At 61.3% G+C, this 18,047-nt stretch carries 21 protein-coding genes; 10 read left to right on the top strand and 11 right to left on the bottom strand.

Annotated elements, in window-relative coordinates; genetic code table 11:
• Positions 1-272: 272 nt before the first annotated feature.
• The 6 genes from AACU78_RS03540 to cysG are packed head-to-tail and all read left to right on the top strand — an operon-like array spanning position 273 to position 7,774.
• Positions 273-2,681 (top strand): DNA translocase FtsK, encoded by a 2,409-nt coding sequence (locus AACU78_RS03540; protein WP_106579858.1) that lies wholly within the window; start codon positions 273-275, stop codon positions 2,679-2,681.
• A 54-nt stretch (positions 2,682-2,735) separates the two neighbouring features.
• Positions 2,736-3,359 (top strand): outer membrane lipoprotein chaperone LolA, encoded by a 624-nt coding sequence (lolA, locus tag AACU78_RS03535; protein ID WP_106579857.1) that lies wholly within the window; start codon positions 2,736-2,738, stop codon positions 3,357-3,359.
• Between the two features lie 27 nt (positions 3,360-3,386).
• A complete protein-coding gene (locus tag AACU78_RS03530) occupies positions 3,387-4,709 on the top strand; it encodes a replication-associated recombination protein A (RefSeq protein ID WP_106579856.1) in 1,323 nt (440 codons plus the stop codon).
• Positions 4,709-5,083, top strand: coding sequence for a fluoride efflux transporter CrcB (gene crcB, locus AACU78_RS03525; protein WP_034098661.1), 375 nt, complete (start codon positions 4,709-4,711; stop codon positions 5,081-5,083). Before AACU78_RS03530 ends, crcB begins: the two co-directional genes overlap by 1 nt.
• Before the next feature lie 15 nt (positions 5,084-5,098).
• Entirely contained in the window at positions 5,099-6,379 is a 1,281-nt protein-coding gene (gene serS, locus AACU78_RS03520) for a serine--tRNA ligase (protein ID WP_106579855.1), read from the top strand.
• Positions 6,380-7,774, top strand: a complete 1,395-nt coding sequence (gene cysG, locus AACU78_RS03515; protein WP_106579854.1) for a siroheme synthase CysG — start codon at positions 6,380-6,382, stop codon at positions 7,772-7,774.
• Between the two features lie 190 nt (positions 7,775-7,964).
• On the opposite strand, the gene AACU78_RS03510 is transcribed toward cysG, so the two are convergent.
• The 6 genes from AACU78_RS03510 to tusD form a co-directional block, all read right to left on the bottom strand.
• A complete protein-coding gene (locus tag AACU78_RS03510; protein WP_106579853.1) occupies positions 7,965-8,960 on the bottom strand; it encodes a glutathione S-transferase family protein in 996 nt (331 codons plus the stop codon).
• An 88-nt stretch (positions 8,961-9,048) separates the two neighbouring features.
• Positions 9,049-10,050, bottom strand: coding sequence for a glycosyl transferase family protein (locus AACU78_RS03505; RefSeq protein WP_106579852.1), 1,002 nt, complete (start codon positions 10,048-10,050; stop codon positions 9,049-9,051).
• Positions 10,047-10,382 carry a TusE/DsrC/DsvC family sulfur relay protein gene (locus AACU78_RS03500; protein ID WP_106579851.1) on the bottom strand — a complete coding sequence of 112 codons (336 nt, stop codon included), beginning with the start codon at positions 10,380-10,382 and terminating at the stop codon, positions 10,047-10,049. The genes AACU78_RS03505 and AACU78_RS03500 overlap by 4 nt, the downstream gene beginning before the upstream one ends.
• A complete protein-coding gene (gene tusB, locus AACU78_RS03495) occupies positions 10,379-10,657 on the bottom strand; it encodes a sulfurtransferase complex subunit TusB (protein ID WP_106579850.1) in 279 nt (92 codons plus the stop codon). The genes AACU78_RS03500 and tusB overlap by 4 nt, the downstream gene beginning before the upstream one ends.
• On the bottom strand, positions 10,657-11,007 hold the full coding sequence (gene tusC / locus AACU78_RS03490) for a sulfurtransferase complex subunit TusC (protein WP_106579849.1): 351 nt from the start codon (positions 11,005-11,007) through the stop codon (positions 10,657-10,659). The genes tusB and tusC overlap by 1 nt, the downstream gene beginning before the upstream one ends.
• Before the next feature lies 1 nt (position 11,008).
• Complete coding sequence (gene tusD, locus AACU78_RS03485; protein ID WP_106579848.1) at positions 11,009-11,401, bottom strand: sulfurtransferase complex subunit TusD; 393 nt, start codon at positions 11,399-11,401, stop codon at positions 11,009-11,011.
• 157 nt (positions 11,402-11,558) lie between these two features.
• Here tusD and AACU78_RS03480 point away from each other — a divergent pair, with 157 nt between their 5' ends.
• Positions 11,559-12,740 (top strand): CaiB/BaiF CoA transferase family protein, encoded by a 1,182-nt coding sequence (locus AACU78_RS03480; RefSeq protein WP_106579847.1) that lies wholly within the window; start codon positions 11,559-11,561, stop codon positions 12,738-12,740.
• A 91-nt stretch (positions 12,741-12,831) separates the two neighbouring features.
• Here AACU78_RS03480 and AACU78_RS03475 read toward each other — a convergent pair whose 3' ends face one another.
• Together AACU78_RS03475 and AACU78_RS03470 are read right to left on the bottom strand one after the other, a co-directional pair.
• Entirely contained in the window at positions 12,832-13,326 is a 495-nt protein-coding gene (locus tag AACU78_RS03475; RefSeq protein ID WP_064454959.1) for a SprT family zinc-dependent metalloprotease, read from the bottom strand.
• A 128-nt stretch (positions 13,327-13,454) separates the two neighbouring features.
• Positions 13,455-14,057: a Yip1 family protein gene (locus AACU78_RS03470; protein WP_106579846.1), complete on the bottom strand. Its 603-nt coding sequence runs from the start codon at positions 14,055-14,057 to the stop codon at positions 13,455-13,457.
• A gap of 361 nt (positions 14,058-14,418) precedes the next feature.
• Between AACU78_RS03470 and ttcA the strand changes: the two genes are divergently transcribed.
• Together ttcA and AACU78_RS03460 are read left to right on the top strand one after the other, a co-directional pair.
• Positions 14,419-15,243, top strand: a complete 825-nt coding sequence (gene ttcA / locus AACU78_RS03465) for a tRNA 2-thiocytidine(32) synthetase TtcA (RefSeq protein WP_106579845.1) — start codon at positions 14,419-14,421, stop codon at positions 15,241-15,243.
• A 67-nt stretch (positions 15,244-15,310) separates the two neighbouring features.
• Positions 15,311-15,982 (top strand): DNA-3-methyladenine glycosylase I, encoded by a 672-nt coding sequence (locus tag AACU78_RS03460; protein ID WP_106579844.1) that lies wholly within the window; start codon positions 15,311-15,313, stop codon positions 15,980-15,982.
• 43 nt (positions 15,983-16,025) lie between these two features.
• Here AACU78_RS03460 and AACU78_RS03455 read toward each other — a convergent pair whose 3' ends face one another.
• Genes AACU78_RS03455 through arsC form a run of 3 tightly spaced genes read right to left on the bottom strand, consistent with a single transcriptional unit; the run spans position 16,026 to position 17,393 of the window.
• Entirely contained in the window at positions 16,026-16,445 is a 420-nt protein-coding gene (locus tag AACU78_RS03455) for a DUF2069 domain-containing protein (RefSeq protein WP_106579843.1), read from the bottom strand.
• Complete coding sequence (gene wrbA / locus AACU78_RS03450) at positions 16,429-17,043, bottom strand: NAD(P)H:quinone oxidoreductase (protein WP_106579842.1); 615 nt, start codon at positions 17,041-17,043, stop codon at positions 16,429-16,431. The genes AACU78_RS03455 and wrbA overlap by 17 nt, the downstream gene beginning before the upstream one ends.
• Entirely contained in the window at positions 17,040-17,393 is a 354-nt protein-coding gene (gene arsC / locus AACU78_RS03445) for an arsenate reductase (glutaredoxin) (protein WP_106579841.1), read from the bottom strand. Before arsC ends, wrbA begins: the two co-directional genes overlap by 4 nt.
• A gap of 117 nt (positions 17,394-17,510) precedes the next feature.
• Here arsC and AACU78_RS03440 point away from each other — a divergent pair, with 117 nt between their 5' ends.
• Complete coding sequence (locus AACU78_RS03440; protein ID WP_106579840.1) at positions 17,511-17,972, top strand: TlpA disulfide reductase family protein; 462 nt, start codon at positions 17,511-17,513, stop codon at positions 17,970-17,972.
• Positions 17,973-18,047 lie beyond the last annotated feature (75 nt).

Genomic DNA, 18,047 nt, shown 5'->3' with positions numbered 1-18,047 from the left:
AGCCTTTGTCAGCAAAGACAATGCATGCTCAAATTGAACATGCTGTGACACTTCATTTGTCTATGCTGCTCGGTGATGGGCAAGGGCGTGGCATCGCGGGCGCAAACCCGTACAATGCGGCCATTGTGGCGTTATCGCCATTTCACCCTTTCATCACCCAGTGTTAAAAGTAGATTCAGCGACGTTCGTTCATTTTTCAGCCGCTCGGATTGAGCGGTAGTGTGCAGTCATTCAACAGATGGACGCGCTAAAGGCGCAGGAAAAGACCCGTTTTGAAGAAATCCGCCGCAACACCTAAAGCAGCAGTCGTGCCGGCCTGGCGCCAGCACCTGCACTACCGACTCAAGGAAGGGGCGCTGATCGCCATCGGCGCCCTGTGCCTGTTCCTGATGATGGCCTTGCTGACCTATGGCAAGGACGATCCAGGCTGGAGCCACAACAGCAAAATCGAAGACGTGCAGAACTTCGGTGGACCTGCCGGTTCCTACAGCGCCGACATTCTGTTCATGGTGCTGGGTTACTTCGCGTACATCTTCCCGTTGTTGCTGGCGATCAAGACCTGGCAGATCTTCCGCCAGCGCCACGAGCCGTGGCAGTGGAGCGGCTGGCTGTTCTCCTGGCGCTTGATCGGCCTGGTGTTTCTGGTGCTGTCCGGTGCGGCCCTGGCGCACATCCACTTTCATGCGCCCACCGGTTTGCCGGCGGGTGCGGGCGGTGCGCTGGGCGAGAGCCTTGGCGACCTGGCGCGCAAGAGCCTGAATATCCAGGGCAGCACCTTGATGTTCATCGCGCTGTTCCTGTTCGGCCTGACGGTGTTCACCGACCTGTCGTGGTTCAAGGTGATGGACGTCACCGGCAAGATCACCCTCGACCTGCTCGAATTGTTCCAGGGTGCGGCCAACCGCTGGTGGTCGGCGCGCGTTGATCGCAAACGCATGGTTGCGCAGCTGCGCGAGGTGGACACCCGCGTCAACGAAGTGGTGGCCCCAAGCACACCGGACCGACGCGAACAGGCCAAGGTCAAGGAGCGCCTGATCGAGCGCGAGCAGGCCCTGAGCAAGCACATGTCGGACCGCGAGAAGCAGGTGCCGCCGGTGATCGCCCCAGCGCCGCCCAAGGCTCCCGAGCCGAGCCATCGCGTACAGAAAGAGAAACAGGCGCCGTTGTTTATCGACAGCGCCGTGGAAGGCACTTTGCCGCCGATCTCGATTCTCGACCCGGCTGAAAAGAAACAACTCAATTATTCCCCGGAGTCCCTGGCGGCCGTCGGCCATCTGCTGGAAATCAAACTCAAGGAATTCGGCGTCGAAGTTTCCGTCGACTCGATCCACCCGGGCCCGGTTATTACCCGTTACGAAATCCAGCCCGCCGCCGGCGTCAAGGTCAGCCGCATTTCCAACCTGGCCAAAGACTTGGCCCGCTCCCTGGCGGTGACCAGCGTGCGTGTGGTGGAAGTGATCCCCGGCAAGACCACCGTGGGCATCGAGATTCCCAATGAAGACCGGCAGATCGTGCGCTTCTCCGAAGTGCTGTCGACGCCGGAATACGACAACTTCAAATCGCCGGTCACCTTGGCCCTGGGCCATGACATCGGCGGCAAGCCGGTGATCACCGACCTGGCGAAAATGCCGCACTTGCTGGTAGCCGGTACCACCGGTTCCGGTAAATCGGTGGGCGTGAACGCGATGATCCTGTCGATCCTGTTCAAATCTGGCCCGGATGACGCCAAGCTGATCATGATCGACCCGAAGATGTTGGAATTGTCGATCTACGAAGGCATTCCGCACCTGCTCTGCCCGGTGGTCACCGACATGAAGGACGCCGCCAACGCCTTGCGCTGGAGCGTGGCCGAGATGGAGCGCCGCTACAAACTGATGGCGAAGATGGGCGTACGAAACCTGTCGGGCTTCAACGCCAAGGTCAAGGAAGCCCAGGACGCCGGCACGCCGCTGACCGACCCACTGTACAAGCGCGAAAATATCCACGACGAAGCGCCGCTGCTGACCAAGCTGCCGACCATCGTGGTCGTGGTCGACGAGTTTGCCGACATGATGATGATCGTCGGCAAGAAGGTTGAAGAGCTGATCGCACGTATCGCCCAGAAAGCCCGGGCGGCCGGTATTCACTTGATCCTGGCGACTCAGCGGCCATCGGTGGACGTGATCACGGGTCTGATCAAGGCCAACATCCCGACGCGCATGGCGTTCCAGGTTTCCAGCAAGATCGACTCGCGCACCATCATCGACCAGGGCGGCGCCGAGCAACTGTTGGGTCACGGTGACATGCTCTACATGCCGCCCGGCACCAGCCTGCCGATCCGGGTTCACGGCGCGTTCGTTTCCGACGACGAAGTACACCGCGTGGTGGAAGCCTGGAAACTGCGCGGCGCGCCGGAATACAACGACGACATCCTCGCCGGTGTCGAAGAGGCCGGCAGCGGCTTCGACGGTGGCAGCAGCGGTGGTGACGACGACGCCGAAACCGACGCGCTGTACGACGAAGCCGTGGCGTTCGTGCTTGAGAGCCGCCGTGCCTCGATCTCTGCGGTGCAGCGCAAACTGAAAATCGGCTACAACCGCGCCGCCCGCATGATCGAAGCCATGGAAAACGCTGGCGTCGTGACCGCAATGAACACCAACGGCTCGCGCGAAGTCATCGCCCCCGGGCAGATGCGCGACTGATCTCGTGCCGCGTGGTAGCACGCGGCTCGCCTTAACGACTCAATGAGGACTCCCATGCGTCTTATCCGCATGCTGTTGTTGCCGGCCCTGGCCCTGACTGCTGTTTCGGCCCACGCTGATCCGGCCTCCGTGGCCAGCCTGACCAACCTGTTGGACAAATCCAAGACCCTGACGGCGCGCTTCTCCCAGCTGACCCTGGATGGTGGCGGCACCCAGTTGCAGGAAACCGCCGGTGAAATGGCCGTACAGCGCCCTGGCCTGTTCTACTGGAAAACCGACGCGCCGAACGAGCAGACCATCGTCTCCGACGGCCAGAAAGTCACCTTGTGGGACCCGGACCTGGAGCAGGCGACCATCAAAAAGCTCGACCCGCGTTTGAACCAGACCCCGGCGCTGCTGCTGTCGGGCGATGTGTCGAAAATCAGCGACAGTTTTGATATCACCTCCAAGCAAACCAGCAACGTGATTGAGTTCACCCTCAAGCCCAAGTCCAAGGACACGCTGTTTGATAGCCTGCAACTGTCGTTTGGCAATGGCGTGATCAACAACATGCGCCTGATCGACAGCGTTGGTCAGCGCACCGATATCCTGTTCTCCGCGGTCAAGGCCAACGGCGTCGTGGATGCTTCCAAGTTCAAGTTCGTCATCCCCAAGGGTGCCGACGTGATCCAGGAATAAACTGTTTAGAGGTTTCAAGCGCTGCCCATGGATTTGTTTCGAAGTGACCCGATTGCTCAACCCTTGGCCGCGCGTTTGCGTTCGACCAACCTGGACGAGTACGTCGGGCAAGAACACCTGCTCGCTCGCGGCAAGCCATTGCGCGAAGCCCTGGAGCAGGGTGCGCTGCACTCGATGATTTTCTGGGGGCCGCCAGGCGTGGGTAAAACCACCCTGGCGCGCTTGCTGGCGAAGGTCTCGGATGCGCACTTCGAAACGGTTTCGGCGGTGTTGGCCGGGGTCAAGGAGATCCGTCAGGCGGTTGAGGTGGCCAAGCAGCAGGCCGGGCAATACGGCAAGCGCACCATCCTGTTCGTTGATGAGGTGCACCGCTTCAACAAGTCGCAGCAGGATGCGTTTTTGCCGTATGTCGAAGACGGCACGCTGATTTTTATCGGCGCCACCACCGAAAACCCATCGTTTGAACTCAACAACGCGCTGCTGTCGCGGGCGCGGGTCTATGTGCTCAAGAGCCTGGACGAAGCCGCGATGCGCAAGCTGTTGCAGCGTGCATTGAGCGAAGACAAGGGCTTGGGCAAACGCCAGCTCAGCCTCAGCGACGAAGGCTTCAAGATTTTGATGAGCGCCGCCGATGGCGACGGTCGGCGCTTTCTCAACCTGCTGGAGAACGCGTCGGATCTGGCCGAAGACCACAGCGAGATCGGCGTCGACCTCCTGCAGAGCCTCCTGGGCGACACTCGCCGGCGCTTCGACAAGGGGGGCGAAGCCTTCTACGACCAGATCTCGGCGCTGCACAAATCCGTACGCGGCTCCAACCCCGACGGCGCGCTGTATTGGTTTGCGCGCATGATCGACGGCGGCTGCGACCCGCTGTACCTGGCGCGCCGTGTGGTGCGCATGGCCAGCGAAGACATCGGCAATGCCGACCCGCGCGCGCTGAGCCTGTGCCTCGCCGCCTGGGAAGTGCAGGAGCGCCTCGGCAGCCCGGAAGGCGAGTTGGCGGTGGCGCAGGCCATCACTTACTTGGCCTGCGCTCCCAAGAGCAACGCCGTTTACATGGGCTTCAAGTCGGCCCTGCGCGCCGCGGCCGAACACGGCTCGCTGGAGGTGCCGTTGCACCTGCGCAACGCCCCGACCAAGCTGATGAAACAACTGGGCTACGGTGACGAATACCGCTATGCCCATGACGAGCCGGACGCCTACGCCGCCGGTGAAGACTATTTTCCCGATGAGCTTGAGCCGCAGCCGTTCTACCAGCCGGTGCCCCGTGGGCTGGAGCTGAAGATTGGTGAAAAGCTCAATCACCTCGCCCAACTCGATCGCCTCAGCCCCAAACAGCGGAGAAAGTAGTGCTCAAGACCATTCTTGCCGTGTCCGTAGCCGGCATCGCTGGTACATTATTGCGTTTCGCCACCGGTACGTGGGTGAGCGCCAACTGGCCCAAGCATTTTTATGCGGCGACCCTGGCGGTCAACCTGGTGGGCTGCTTGATCATCGGGCTGTTGTACGGCTGGTTCCTGTTGCGCCCGGAAGTGCCGATTGAGATTCGCGCCGGCTTGATCGTCGGCTTTGTAGGCGGTCTGACGACCTTTTCATCCTTTTCACTGGATACGCTGCGCCTGCTGGAAAGCGGGCAAGCCCTGGTCGCCTTCGGCTACTTGGGCATCAGCGTGTTCGGCGGGCTGCTCGCCACCTGGGCTGGCCTGTCCTTGACCAAACTTTGATAACGAGAGACCGACATGCTCGATTCCAAACTGTTACGTAGCAACCTTCAGGACGTAGCGGACCGCCTGGCATCCCGTGGCTTTGCCTTGGATGTTGCGCGCATCGAAGCGCTGGAAGAACAGCGCAAGACCGTCCAGACCCGCACCGAAGCACTGCAGGCTGAACGCAATGCGCGCTCCAAATCCATCGGTCAGGCCAAGCAGCGCGGTGAAGACATCGCGCCGCTGATGGCGGACGTCGAGCGTATGGGCACCGAGCTGTCCGACGGCAAAGTCGAGCTGGAAGGCATTCAGAGCGAGCTGGACTCGATCCTGCTGGGCATCCCCAACCTGCCGCACGAATCCGTGCCGATTGGCGAAGACGAAGACGGCAACGTCGAGGTGCGCCGCTGGGGCACGCCTAAGGCCTTTGATTTCGAGATCAAGGACCATGTTGCGCTTGGTGAGCTGACCGGTGGCCTGGATTTTGAAACCGCCGCCAAAATGTCCGGCGCACGCTTTGCCTTGCTGCGCGGCCCGATCGCGCGCATGCACCGTGCCCTGGCGCAGTTCATGATCAACCTGCACACCGGCGAGCACGGCTACGAAGAAGCCTACACCCCGTACCTGGTGCAGGCACCAGCGCTGATGGGCACCAGCCAGCTGCCAAAATTCGAAGAAGACCTGTTCAAGATCAGCCGCGACGGCGAAGCCGACCTGTACCTGATCCCGACGGCCGAAGTGTCGCTGACCAACATCGTCGCGGGCGAAATCCTCGATGCCAAGCAGCTGCCGATCAAGTTTGTGGCCCACAGCCCGTGCTTTCGCAGTGAAGCCGGCGCTTCGGGGCGTGACACGCGCGGCATGATTCGCCAGCACCAGTTCGACAAAGTCGAGATGGTGCAGGTTGTAGAGCCGTCGACCTCGATGGAAGCCCTGGAAGGCCTGACCGCCAATGCCGAACGCGTGCTGCAACTGCTGGAGCTGCCGTACCGCGTCTTGGCGCTGTGCACTGGCGACATGGGTTTCAGTGCCGTGAAAACCTACGACCTCGAAGTGTGGGTACCGAGCCAGGACAAATACCGCGAGATTTCGTCGTGCTCCAACTGCGGTGATTTCCAGGCCCGTCGCATGCAGGCGCGTTTCCGCAACCCGGAAACCGGCAAGCCGGAGCTGGTACACACCCTCAACGGTTCGGGGCTGGCCGTCGGCCGTACGCTCGTAGCCGTGCTGGAAAACTACCAGCAGGCCGACGGCTCCATCCGCGTGCCGGAAGTGCTCAAGCCGTACATGGGCGGCGTTGAGGTCATCGGCTAAATGGAATTTCTGCCGCTGTTTCATAACCTGCGCGGCAGTCGTGTGTTGGTCGTCGGTGGCGGGGAGATTGCCTTGCGCAAATCCCGGCTGCTGGCCGACGCCGGTGCGTTGTTGCGGGTGGTTGCTCCCCAGATCGAAGACCAGTTGCGTGAACTGGTGCTGGGCAGTGGCGGGGAACTGATTTTGCGCGGTTATCAGGAGCCCGACCTCGACGGTTGCACCCTGATCATCGCCGCGACCGATGACGAACCACTGAACGCGCAAGTGTCCAGTGATGCCAAGCGTCGCTGCGTGCCGGTCAACGTGGTGGACGCGCCAGCCTTGTGCAGCGTGATCTTTCCGGCGATTGTCGACCGTTCGCCCTTGGTGATTGCAGTGTCCAGTGGCGGCGATGCGCCGGTACTGGCGCGCCTGATCCGCGCCAAGCTGGAGACCTGGATTCCGTCCACCTATGGCCAATTGGCCGGGTTGGCGGCGCGTTTTCGTGCCCAGGTCAAAGGTTTGTATCCGGATGTGCAGCAGCGTCGCGCGTTCTGGGAAGAAGTTTTCCAGGGCCCGATTGCCGACCGCCAGTTGGCCGGGCAGGGCGATGAGGCTGAGCGCCTGCTGATCGAAAAGGTCAACGGGAAACCGCCACATGCGCCGGGCGAAGTTTACTTGGTGGGTGCAGGCCCGGGTGATCCGGACCTGCTGACCTTCCGCGCCTTGCGCCTGATGCAGCAAGCCGACGTGGTGCTGTACGACCGCTTGGTGGCGCCGGCCATTCTCGAACTGTGCCGTCGTGATGCCGAACGGGTTTACGTGGGCAAACGTCGCGCCGATCATGCTGTGCCGCAGGACCAGATCAACCAGCAATTGGTGGACCTGGCCAGGCAAGGCAAGCGTGTACTGCGCCTCAAGGGTGGCGATCCGTTCATCTTTGGCCGTGGTGGCGAAGAGATCGAAGAGTTGGCGGCCCATGGCATTCCGTTTCAGGTGGTGCCGGGTATCACGGCGGCCAGTGGTTGCGCGGCGTATGCCGGAATTCCGCTGACCCATCGCGACTATGCGCAGTCGGTGCGGTTTATCACCGGGCATTTGAAAAACGGCACCTCGGACCTGCCTTGGCATGACCTCGTTGGCCCGTCGCAGACCTTGGTGTTTTACATGGGCTTGATCGGCTTGCCGATTATCTGTGAACAGCTGATCAAGCATGGTCGCTCGGCGGATACGCCGGCGGCGTTGATCCAGCAGGGCACCACCTCCAACCAGCGTGTCTTCACCGGCACCCTGGCGGATTTGCCGCGCATGGTGGCGGAGCATGAAGTGCATGCGCCAACACTCGTCATCGTCGGTGAAGTGGTGGTGTTGCGCGAAAAGCTGAAGTGGTTCGAAGGCGCACAATCCCAGGTGTGACACCGCCCTTGAGTGCGTGATTTGAGTGTGGCGAGCGGGCTTGCCCCGCGTTGGGCTGCGCAGCAGCCCTAAAGCCAGACACCGCGGTTTGCCTGGCAGAACGCGGTGTTTTTACTGGGGCTGCTGCGCAGCCCAACGCGGGGCAAGCCCGCTCGCCACGAAAGTCCAATCGCTACCGGAAGAGGGGTTGTCAGTTCCAGACGGCCTTACCGCTCAGCCGCTCGCGATCATGCCCAGCATCAAAATTGTGCAACGGCCCTTTCGGCACAATCCCCGTCGGATTGATGGTCCGGTGGCTCGCGTAGTAATGCCCCTTGATATGCGCAAAATCCACCGTCTCGGCCACGCCTGGCCACTGATACATCTCCCTTAGCCAGTTCGACAAATTCGGATAATCGGCAATCCGCCGCAGGTTGCATTTGAAGTGGCTGTAATACACCGCATCAAAGCGAATCAGCGTGGTGAACAGCCGCACGTCGGCTTCGGTCAGGTATTCGCCGGCCAGATAGCGATGCTTACCCAAGTGCTGCTCCAGGTGGTCCAGCTCGGCAAACACATCGTCAAACGCGCTTTCATAAGCCTTTTGCGAGGTGGCGAAGCCTGCGCGGTACACGCCGTTGTTCACCGCGGGGTAGATGCGCTCGTTCAGCGCGTCAATCGCCTCGCGAAGCTCCTCGGGGTAGAAGTCCAGCGTGTTGCCGGTCAGGTGGTTGAACGCGCTGTTGAACATGCGGATGATCTCCGCCGATTCATTACTGACGATGCGCTTGAGCGTCTTGTCCCACAACACCGGCACGGTCACGCGGCCAGTGTAGTCGGCGGTGTCGGCGGTATAGCGCTGATGCATGTAGGCAAAATCATCGAGCTTGTCGCCGGTAGAGCCGTGGGCCTTGTCGAAGGTCCAGCCGTTTTCCAGCATCAACCAACTGACCACGGACACCTCGATCAGGCTTTCCAGGCCCTTGAGCTTGCGCAGGATCAGGGTGCGATGCGCCCAGGGGCAGGCGAGGGACACATACAGGTGGTAGCGACCGGCTTCGGCCTTGAAGCCACCTTCGCCACTCGGGCCGGGCTCACCGTCGGCGGTTACCCAATTGCGGCGCTGTGCCTGCTCGCGCTGGAAAGCGCCGTCTGCGCTACTTTCGTACCACTGGTCTTTCCAGTGTCCTTCGATCAGCAAACCCATGACTGGCTCCTTGGCTAATAAGCGTTGGAGGCCAGTCTAAAGGGATGAGTTCGAACTAAAAGCGCAAAGACTGCGGGGCAATGATCGATTAAATCGATGTGTCCCGCGCATCCCAGTATTGCTGGGCCAATGCGAACGCCTGCTCTCGCGGATGGCCGATGCCGCGTAGGGCCAGGGCCATGGTCGCGATCAGCGCCAGTTGCGGGTAACTGTCTTGAGCGTCACCACGCCACACGGCTTTCAAGTGTTCAGGTTCCAGGCTGGCAGGTTTGACGTGGCGTTGGGCGGAGAGGGCGGGCCATTCTTCATCCCAGCTTTGGCCGCCAGTGGTGCCGTACAGGTGACTGATTGTGTCCGGGTTGATCTCGACTTCGCCGCCATCGCCCTTGACCACGATCACATTGTCGCCAAGCAGGCCGCTGGCATCGCGGTGTACGCCCTGGTAACCGGGATGGAAAATGCTTTGCAGGCCGCAGCGCGCATTCAGCGGGTTGAGCAGGCGCGCCAGCGAGTGGATCGGCGAGCGCAGGCCCAGGGTGTTGCGCAGGTCAATCATGCGTTGCAGTTGTGGTGCCCAGTCGCCGAGGGGAATAAACGCCAGGTTGCCGTGCTCGAACGCCGTTTCGACCTGCTGCCAGTTGCGGCACAACGGGATCTGTAAACCGTCCAGCAATTGCTCGGTGTACAACCGGCCGGCGGTGTGCGCACCGCCGCCGTGCATGAGGATGCGCACCCCGTTTTGCGCCAGGCACTTGGCCGCCAGTAAATGCCACGGCAGATGGCGTTTTTTACCGGCGTAGGTTGGCCAGTCGACATCCACCTTAAGCGCCGGCGCGTTCAGGCGTTCGCGCACGGCTTGGGTGAAACCTGCGAGCTCTTCCGGGCTTTCTTCCTTGTGGCGCAGCAACATCAGGAAGGCGCCGAGCTGGGTGTCCTCGACCTTTTCGTCGAGCAGCATGCCCATGGCTTCACGGGCTTCCTCACGGGTGAGGTTGCGCGCGCCGCGCTTGCCTTTGCCCAGGATGCGTACGAACTGCGCAAACGGGTGCTCGGCAGGGGTTTCAAAGGTCAGCGGGGCAAAGTCGGTCATAAGCAATTCGTCGGCCTGGGCAGGCCCGCCAACTTGGCGGCGAGTTTGGCGGGAGTGCCGTTGAACAGTGTGTTGAGGTGCAGGCTGTTGCCCTTTTCCGGTCCCAGCTTCAAGGCGGTGTACTTGATCAGTGGGCGCGTGGCCGGGGACAGCTGGAACTCTTCATAGAACCCGCGCAGCAGTTCGAGGATTTCCCAATGGGCGGCGGTCAATTCCAGGGGCTCGGCGGCGGCCAGCGCGTTGGCGACCTCTGCAGACCAGTCATTGAGGTCGACGAGGTAGCCGTCCTTGTCCAATTCGAGGGTGCGTCCGCCTACGGTCAAGGTGTTCATAGCCAGCTGTTGACCTTGTCGTAGTCGATGGACAGCTGCACGAAACCCGGGTAGTCCACGCTGTCGGCCCAGTCCGGTAGCGGCAGATTGCGCGCCAGCATGTCTTCAGCCAGTACAAAAACCTTCACGCCCCTGGTTTGCAGCGCCGCGTTGTGCAGGCCGTAGGCGCCGTCGCCGCACAGCAGAATCGCGTCCGCACTGCCGCATACGCGCAGGCAACTGGCGAGGCGGCTATCGGTAAACGGTGAGTGAGACACCACATGTAAAGTCGACATCAGAGGGTAATCACCTGGTCGTAACGGTCAATCAATTTGCCAATAGCGTCGTTGCCCAGTGCCTGGGCGCTGGCAGGGGCTGTGAGCCCGCGTTCGGCCAGGCTGTGGCCGCAGGCGAACACGTCATCAATGCCAAACAGGCCCAACGCTTGCAGGTTGGCGCTCAGGTCCTTTTGCTGCACGGCTTTGGCGTTTTGCTGCGGCGCCAGTTGAAACACGCCGTCGTCCATAAACAGCAGGCCGATCGGTAAGTCGAAAGCACCGCCGGCCAGCACAATATCCAGGGCTTCGCGCGCGCTTGGCCCGGACCACGGCGCCTGGCGGCTGATGACCAATAAGGATTTGGACATGTCACGGCCCTCCAAAACAGATCAGGCGGTCGGCGGCCTGGGCGGCATCGTGCAATTGCCCAAGGCCCGACAACGCCCACGGCGCATCCAGGTTTACCGCGCTGCGTTGGTAGCGCGTGGCTTCTTCGCCATTGAGCACGCCACGGCGCAAAGCGGCGGCAATGCACACCACGCCGTCCAACTGGTGCGCGCTGACAAACTCGCGCCATTGCCGGGCAATATCTTGCTCATCCTGGGGCGCGACGATGTTGCTGGAGGCGCTGTACACGCCGTCCTGATAAAAAAACAGCCGCACAATCTCATGCCCACCGGCAATCGCCGCTTGGGCAAACAGCAAGGCGCGGCGCGAGGAGGGCGCGTGGGCGGCGGAAAACAGCGCAATTGCGAACTTCATGGAACACTCTGCAAGCAAACGTGGGCCAATGATAAAGCCGCCGCGGCGAAAAAGCCCGCCGTGATCAAAACGGTCACCCTCGCTGATCGTTCTGACGATTGCCGGTAGGATCAAGCCTGCCTACGCTGTGGGCATTCGAAACCGAAATGGAGTCTCCATGTCAGGTCCCTTGGCGTCCCTCAAAGTGCTGGATTTTTCCACCTTGCTACCTGGCCCGTTTGCATCCTTGATGCTCGCGGACATGGGCGCCGAGGTGCTGCGGATCGAATCGCCTACACGCGTGGATCTGTTGCGCGTTCTGCCGCCGCACGATCACGGCACGTCGGCCAGCCACGCCTACCTCAATCGCAATAAGCGCAGCCTGGCGCTGGACCTCAAGCAGGCCGAGGCGCTGGAGATCGTGCGTGAGCTGGTCAAGGACTACGACATCGTCCTCGAGCAGTTTCGCCCCGGCGTCATGGAGCGTTTGGGACTGGGCTATGCGGCGCTCAATGCGATCAACCCCAGGTTGATCTACGTGTCGATCACCGGCTACGGCCAGACTGGGCCCTATAAGGACCGTGCCGGGCACGATATCAATTACCTGGCGCTGGCCGGCATTGCCAGCCACACCGGGCGCCAGGACAGCGGACCTCTGCCGCTGGGCGTGCAATTGGCGGATGTGGCCGGTGGTTCGCTGCACGCGGTGGTGGGGTTGCTGGCGGCGGTGATAGCGCGTCAGCACAGCGGCGTTGGCCAACACCTGGATGTGAGCATGACGGACTGTTCGTTCAGCCTGAACGCCATGGCCGGCGCGGGTTACCTGGCCTGTGGGGTCGAGCCGGATTGGGAGACCCAGGTGCTCAACGGCGGCAGCTTTTATGATTACTACCGCACGCGCGACGGGCGCTGGATGTCGGTCGGCAGCCTGGAGCCTGCGTTTATGCAGCAACTGTGCGAGGCGTTGGGCCGATCGGAGTTGGCAGCGCAAGGCCTGTCGCCCAGGCCGGAACAGCAAAAAGCCCTGAAGCTGGCGCTGCAGGTCGAGTTTGAAAAGCGCAGCTTTGAGCAGTTGTGCGAGCTGTTTGCCGGGGTGGATGCGTGTGTGGAGCCTGTATTGAGTTTGAGTGAAGCGGTGGAGCATCCGCAGTTGAAGGCGCGGAAGCTGATCAGCCAGGTACCACGCGGCGATGGCTCGACTCAGGCGCAAATCGCCTGCCCGTTGAAGTTTTCAGAGGGGTTGCCAGAGCCTCGGCACACAGGTGCGGCGGTGGGGGCGCATTCAGATGAAGTGTTGGCTGAGCTGGGGCTCAGTGCGCAACGAATAGCAGCATTGCGTCAGGCCAAGGTGGTTGGGTGACTGCTCGGCCGCTTTCACGGGCCAGCCAGCTCCCACCTTTGATCGGCGGCGCGGTCAACAGGTGGGCGCTGGCTTACCTGCGATGGGGCCCTCACTCCACCCGGGTTTCCCCGGTGTACACCAAGGTATGCCGGCAACGCCTGCACAAGTACCGTCGGCCCTGGTTCACCAACCCATGGCGCTGGGCTGAAAACGGGAAATCACTGTCGGCACATGGGCAGCGATAGATGTAACGCGTGACTTGCCGACGCTTGATTGCATAGGTGTGGCAGCGATCCGGCGGCAGTTCGTATACCCCGCGCATGATCAATTGCCATTCCTCGCCATGGGGCTGAATGCGTTCGCCAAACAATTGATGGGCGATCAGGTGCGCAACCTCATGGGCCACGGTCTGCTTCAGGAAATGTTGGCTGTTTTCACGGTACAGTTGTGGGTTGAAGCGCAGCAGGTTCTCGTGCAAATGCGCGACACCGGCCTTCTGGCCCCGCAGCTTGAGGCTGACCTGGGGGCGTTTGAAGCTTCGTTTAAAAAAGGATTCTGCTTGCAGGAAACAATCTTCGACGCGGGTATTGAGTTGCTCGGGCATGCTGACCATATCTCCAGAGGCGCCCAGTATGCCGCAAAAACAGGTGTTTCCGAATCTGTCAGGCGCCGAATGGTCATGCATGACGCACAAAGCCACCTTGCGGTGGCTTTGCCTGCGGGGTCAGCCGCTCAGTTGGTGTAGATCGGGCCTACGCCCAAGCCCCAGACGATCACGGTGAACGCCATGATCGCCACCAGTACCACCAGGCCCACCGCCAGCACCGAGCTGGAAAACAGGAACCCCTCGTCCGGGTCGATGCTCATGAACGTGGGCAGCCCCACATACAGCAGGTACACCGTGTAACAGATGGCGGCCGTACCGACGACCATGCCCAGCCACATATGCGGATACAACGCCGCCAGCCCACCGATAAACAGCGGGGTCGCGGTGTAGGTGGCAAATGCTACGCACCGCGCCATGCTGGGGCTGGCGTCGTAGGTACGGGCCATCCAATGAATGAACGCGCCCATGACCGCCACGCCGCCGAGCATGGCCGCGTACGACATCAGGGTCATCCACAGGGCGCTTTCCTGGGTCAGCATCACCGGCGCGCGGCTGCCGATGACCCAGCCCACCCGGGTAGTGCCGATAAACGCCGATACGGCGGGGATCGCCGCGAGAATCAGGGTGTGAGTGAGGTACATGTGGCCAATGCTTTCTTCCTTATCGCCACGAATTTCCCGCCATTCCTGGTCGGGATGGGTAAACAGCCCCACGACGTGATGGATCATGCCAGTCACTCCTGTCGTTATTACCATCGCCCCCCATCGGAGCGCCCACGGGCCAAAGGCCTCAAAGGTCCCGGATAACTGTGCGACCTTACGTCGCAGTATAGGAAGTGATGACCGGAAAAACTGTAGGGCTTTAGAGCAAATTGCGCTGTAAACAGGGGCGCTAATCGCGGTGAGGTCTGTCAGTAATGACGAGGTCCGCCGTGGGAGCCGGCTTGCCTGCGCCAGCGATGGGTCAGCCCGTTACACGTGTGTGTCACAGCGCCATCGCAGGCAAGCCAGCTCCCACATTGGAACTCGGTCGGTCATGAAGGTAAAATGCCGGGCTTTTCGTCACACACCTCTAGCGGATCCAAGCGCCATGGGCACTCTTACGGTCAACCAGAACAAACTGCAAAAACGCCTGCGTCGCCTGGCCGGTGAAGCGGTCGCCGATTTCAACATGATCGAGGACGGCGACAAGGTCATGGTCTGCCTCTCCGGCGGCAAAGACAGCTACACCATGCTCGACGTGCTGTTGCACCTGCAAAAGGTCGCGCCGATCAAGTTCGAGATCGTCGCTGTCAACATGGACCAGAAACAGCCCGGCTTCCCCGAGCACGTATTGCCCGCCTACCTGAAAGCGCTGGGCATCGAGTACCACATCGTCGAAAAAGACACCTATTCGGTGGTCAAGGAGTTGATCCCGGAAGGCAAGACCACCTGCTCGCTGTGCTCGCGCCTGCGCCGTGGCACGCTCTACACCTTTGCCGATGAGATCGGCGCGACCAAGATGGCCCTCGGTCACCACCGTGACGACATCGTCGAGACGTTCTTCCTCAATATGTTCTTCAACGGCTCCCTCAAGGCCATGCCGCCCAAGCTGCGCGCCGATGACGGCCGCAACGTGGTGATCCGGCCGCTCGCGTATTGCAACGAGAAAGACATCCAGGCCTACTCCGACTTCAAGCAATTCCCGATCATCCCGTGCAACCTGTGCGGCTCCCAGGAAAACCTGCAGCGCCAGGTGGTCAAGGAAATGCTCGTGGACTGGGAGCGCAAGACCCCTGGCCGCACTGAAAGCATCTTCCGCAGCTTGCAGAATGTGATCCCCTCGCAGCTGGCCGACCGCAACCTGTTCGACTTCACCAGCCTGAAAATCGATGAGAGCGCCGCGTCGCGCTTCGTCAATGTTGTGAACCTCTGACACGTTTCAACGCTCTGAAAGACGGCGCTCACGGGCGCCGTCTTCAATTCAATTGCCAGGAGAGGGCATGCGCGATTACAAGTGGCTGCACGAATATTGTCTGAACCGTTTTGGTTCAGCGGCCGAGTTGGAAGCCCACCTGCCTGTTCCCAAGACCCCGGCACAGTTGCGCAAAATCAGTGACGATCGCTACCTGTCGACCCTGGCGCTGCGGGTATTTCGCGCCGGGCTCAAGCACAGTGTGGTGGATGGCAAGTGGCCCGCGTTCGAGCAGGTGTTTTTCGGCTTTGACCCGGAAAAGGTCGTGCTGATGGGCGCCGAACACCTGGAGCGCCTGATGCAGGACACGCGCATCATTCGTCACCTGGGCAAGCTCAGGAGCGTGCCGCGCAATGCGCAGATGATTTTGGACATCGAGCAGGAAAAGGGCAGCTTCGGCGCCTTTGTCGCGGACTGGCCGGTGACCGATATCGTCGGCTTGTGGAAGTACCTGAGCAAGCACGGCCACCAGTTGGGCGGGCTGTCGGCGCCGCGTTTTTTGCGCATGGTGGGCAAGGACACGTTTGTACCGAGCTATGACGTGGTGGCGGCGTTGAATGCGCAGAAGATCGTCGACAAAGTACCGACCAGCCTGCGCGATCTGGCAACGGTGCAGGGCGCATTCAACCAATGGCACGCCGAGAGTGGGCGGCCGATGTGTCAGTTGTCGATGATGCTGGCTTACACAGTGAATCATTGAGACCGAGGTGAGGCTATCGCTGGCTTGCCTGCGACAGCGGTCTTCAGGCCGGCTGCACATCTGCCGCCAGCCGCCGATTCAACTGATGCCGCCACCGCACATATAACAGTGCGGTACAAAACACCGCCAGGCTCGCGAGCATTTCCAGCACCCCGAACCACTGCCGGTTCGGGTCATAGGCCGCCAGCGCGCCCTTGATGAAATACAAATTCACCACAAAGCACATCCACGAATGCCCGCGTGCGCTGCCGAGCAGCATGCCGGGCGCCAGCACCAGCAGCGGCACCAATTCGATCAGCAGGATCACCCACGGGCGCGCGCCGTGCAGGTCGGCGACGAACAGGTAATACCCGCACAGCAAACCCACTAGCCCAAAAAACGCCAGTAGGCTGAGCGCGCGTGCGACGTTGACCCGGGGTTCCAGCCACGCCTGGGGCGGCAGGACCTTAGGCTTTCTGGCCACGGCCGTTCTCCAGCAACATGGCGGTGGTGGCCAGGCGCAGGCCGAGGGCGCGGCACAGGGTGATTTCGTGTTGGTCGAGCATGCGCTTGCCGTCGGGCCCCGAGTGATGGCTGGCGCCGTACGGCGTGCCGCCGCCCTGGGTGTCGAGCAGTGCTTGTTCGCTGTAGGGCAGGCCGGTAATCAACATGCCATGGTGCAGCAAGGGCAGCAGCATCGACATCAGCGTGGTTTCCTGCCCGCCGTGCAGGCTGGCCGTGGAAGTGAACACGCCGGCTGGCTTGCCGACGAGGGCGCCGGTCAGCCACAGGTTGCTGGTGCCGTCGAGGAAATACTTGAGCGGCGCGGCCATGTTGCCAAAGCGGGTCGGGCTGCCAAGGGCCAGGCCCGAGCAGTTTTTCAGGTCATCGAGGCTGGCATACAGCGCACCTTCGTCGGGAATGCTCGGCGCCACCGCTTCGCACTCGGTGGAGATCGCCGGCACGGTGCGCAATCTTGCTTCCATCCCGCCTTGCTCGATACCGCGGGCAATTTGCCGGGCCATTTCGCTCACCGAGCCATTGCGGCTGTAATACAACACCAGCACATACGGCGCGGTCACGGCAGCAACTCCAGCAGGTTTTCCGGCGGGCGGCCAATCACGGCTTTATCGGCGGTTTCCAGGATCGGACGTTCCATCAGCTTCGGGTGTTCGGCAATCGCGGCAATCAGTTGCGTTTCGCTGAGGCTGGCGTCGGCCAGGTTGAGGGCTTTGTATTCGTCTTCGCCGGTGCGCAGCAATTGGCGTGCGCTGATGCCCAGCTTGCCCAGCAGCGCCTTTAATTGCGCGGCGTTCAGCGGGGTTTCGAGGTAGCGCACGACGGTGGGCGTGAGGCCGCGGGCTTCCAGCAGTTCGAGCGCTCCGCGGGATTTCGAGCAGCGCGGGTTGTGATAAAGCGTCAGATCGGTCATGTGCGGGTCGCATCTTGCGTAAGGTGGCGGGTATTCTACCTGCGCAGCGTCCTGTCCTTAAACCGTAAGAGGCGATAGGTCGCAGCCAACGTTCATTTTTTTGCGAAGGATTACCCCATGACAAGGCGACTGATCGGTGCATTGGCGATCATCACAACCCTGCTGCTCAGCGGCTGCGGTAACGACTACGGCGTTGACCAATACGGTAACAAGGTCGCGTCAGAGCGCTTGGACAAACACTGGGTGGTGGTCAACTACTGGGCGGAATGGTGTGGCCCGTGCCGCACGGAGATCCCGGAACTCAATGCCTTGGCCGAGCAGCTGAAAGGGCAGAACGTTGGGGTTTTCGGGGTCAACTTTGACAATGTGCAGGGTGAAGAACTCAAGGCCGCCAGCGAGAAGCTGGGGATCAAGTTCACCGTACTGGCGCAGAACCCGGAAGAGATTTTCGATATCCCGCGCAGCGAGGCGTTGCCGGTGACCTACATCATTGATGACAAGGGCAAGGTGCGCGAGCAGTTGATGGGCGAGCAGACGGCGCAAGGGGTGCTCGCCAAACTCAAAGCCCTACGCGGTTAACTGTGCGGGAGGCGGCTAGCCTGCGATGCGGGCGACCCGGTACGTCTGTGATACCGAGTCGATGCTGTCGCAGGC

It is taken from the genome of Pseudomonas sp. R9.37, from assembly GCF_963878885.1.
Lineage (GTDB): Bacteria > Pseudomonadota > Gammaproteobacteria > Pseudomonadales > Pseudomonadaceae > Aquipseudomonas.
The sequence above is the reverse complement of the archived record's forward strand: the minus strand, read 5'-3'. Positions and strand labels throughout refer to the sequence as shown.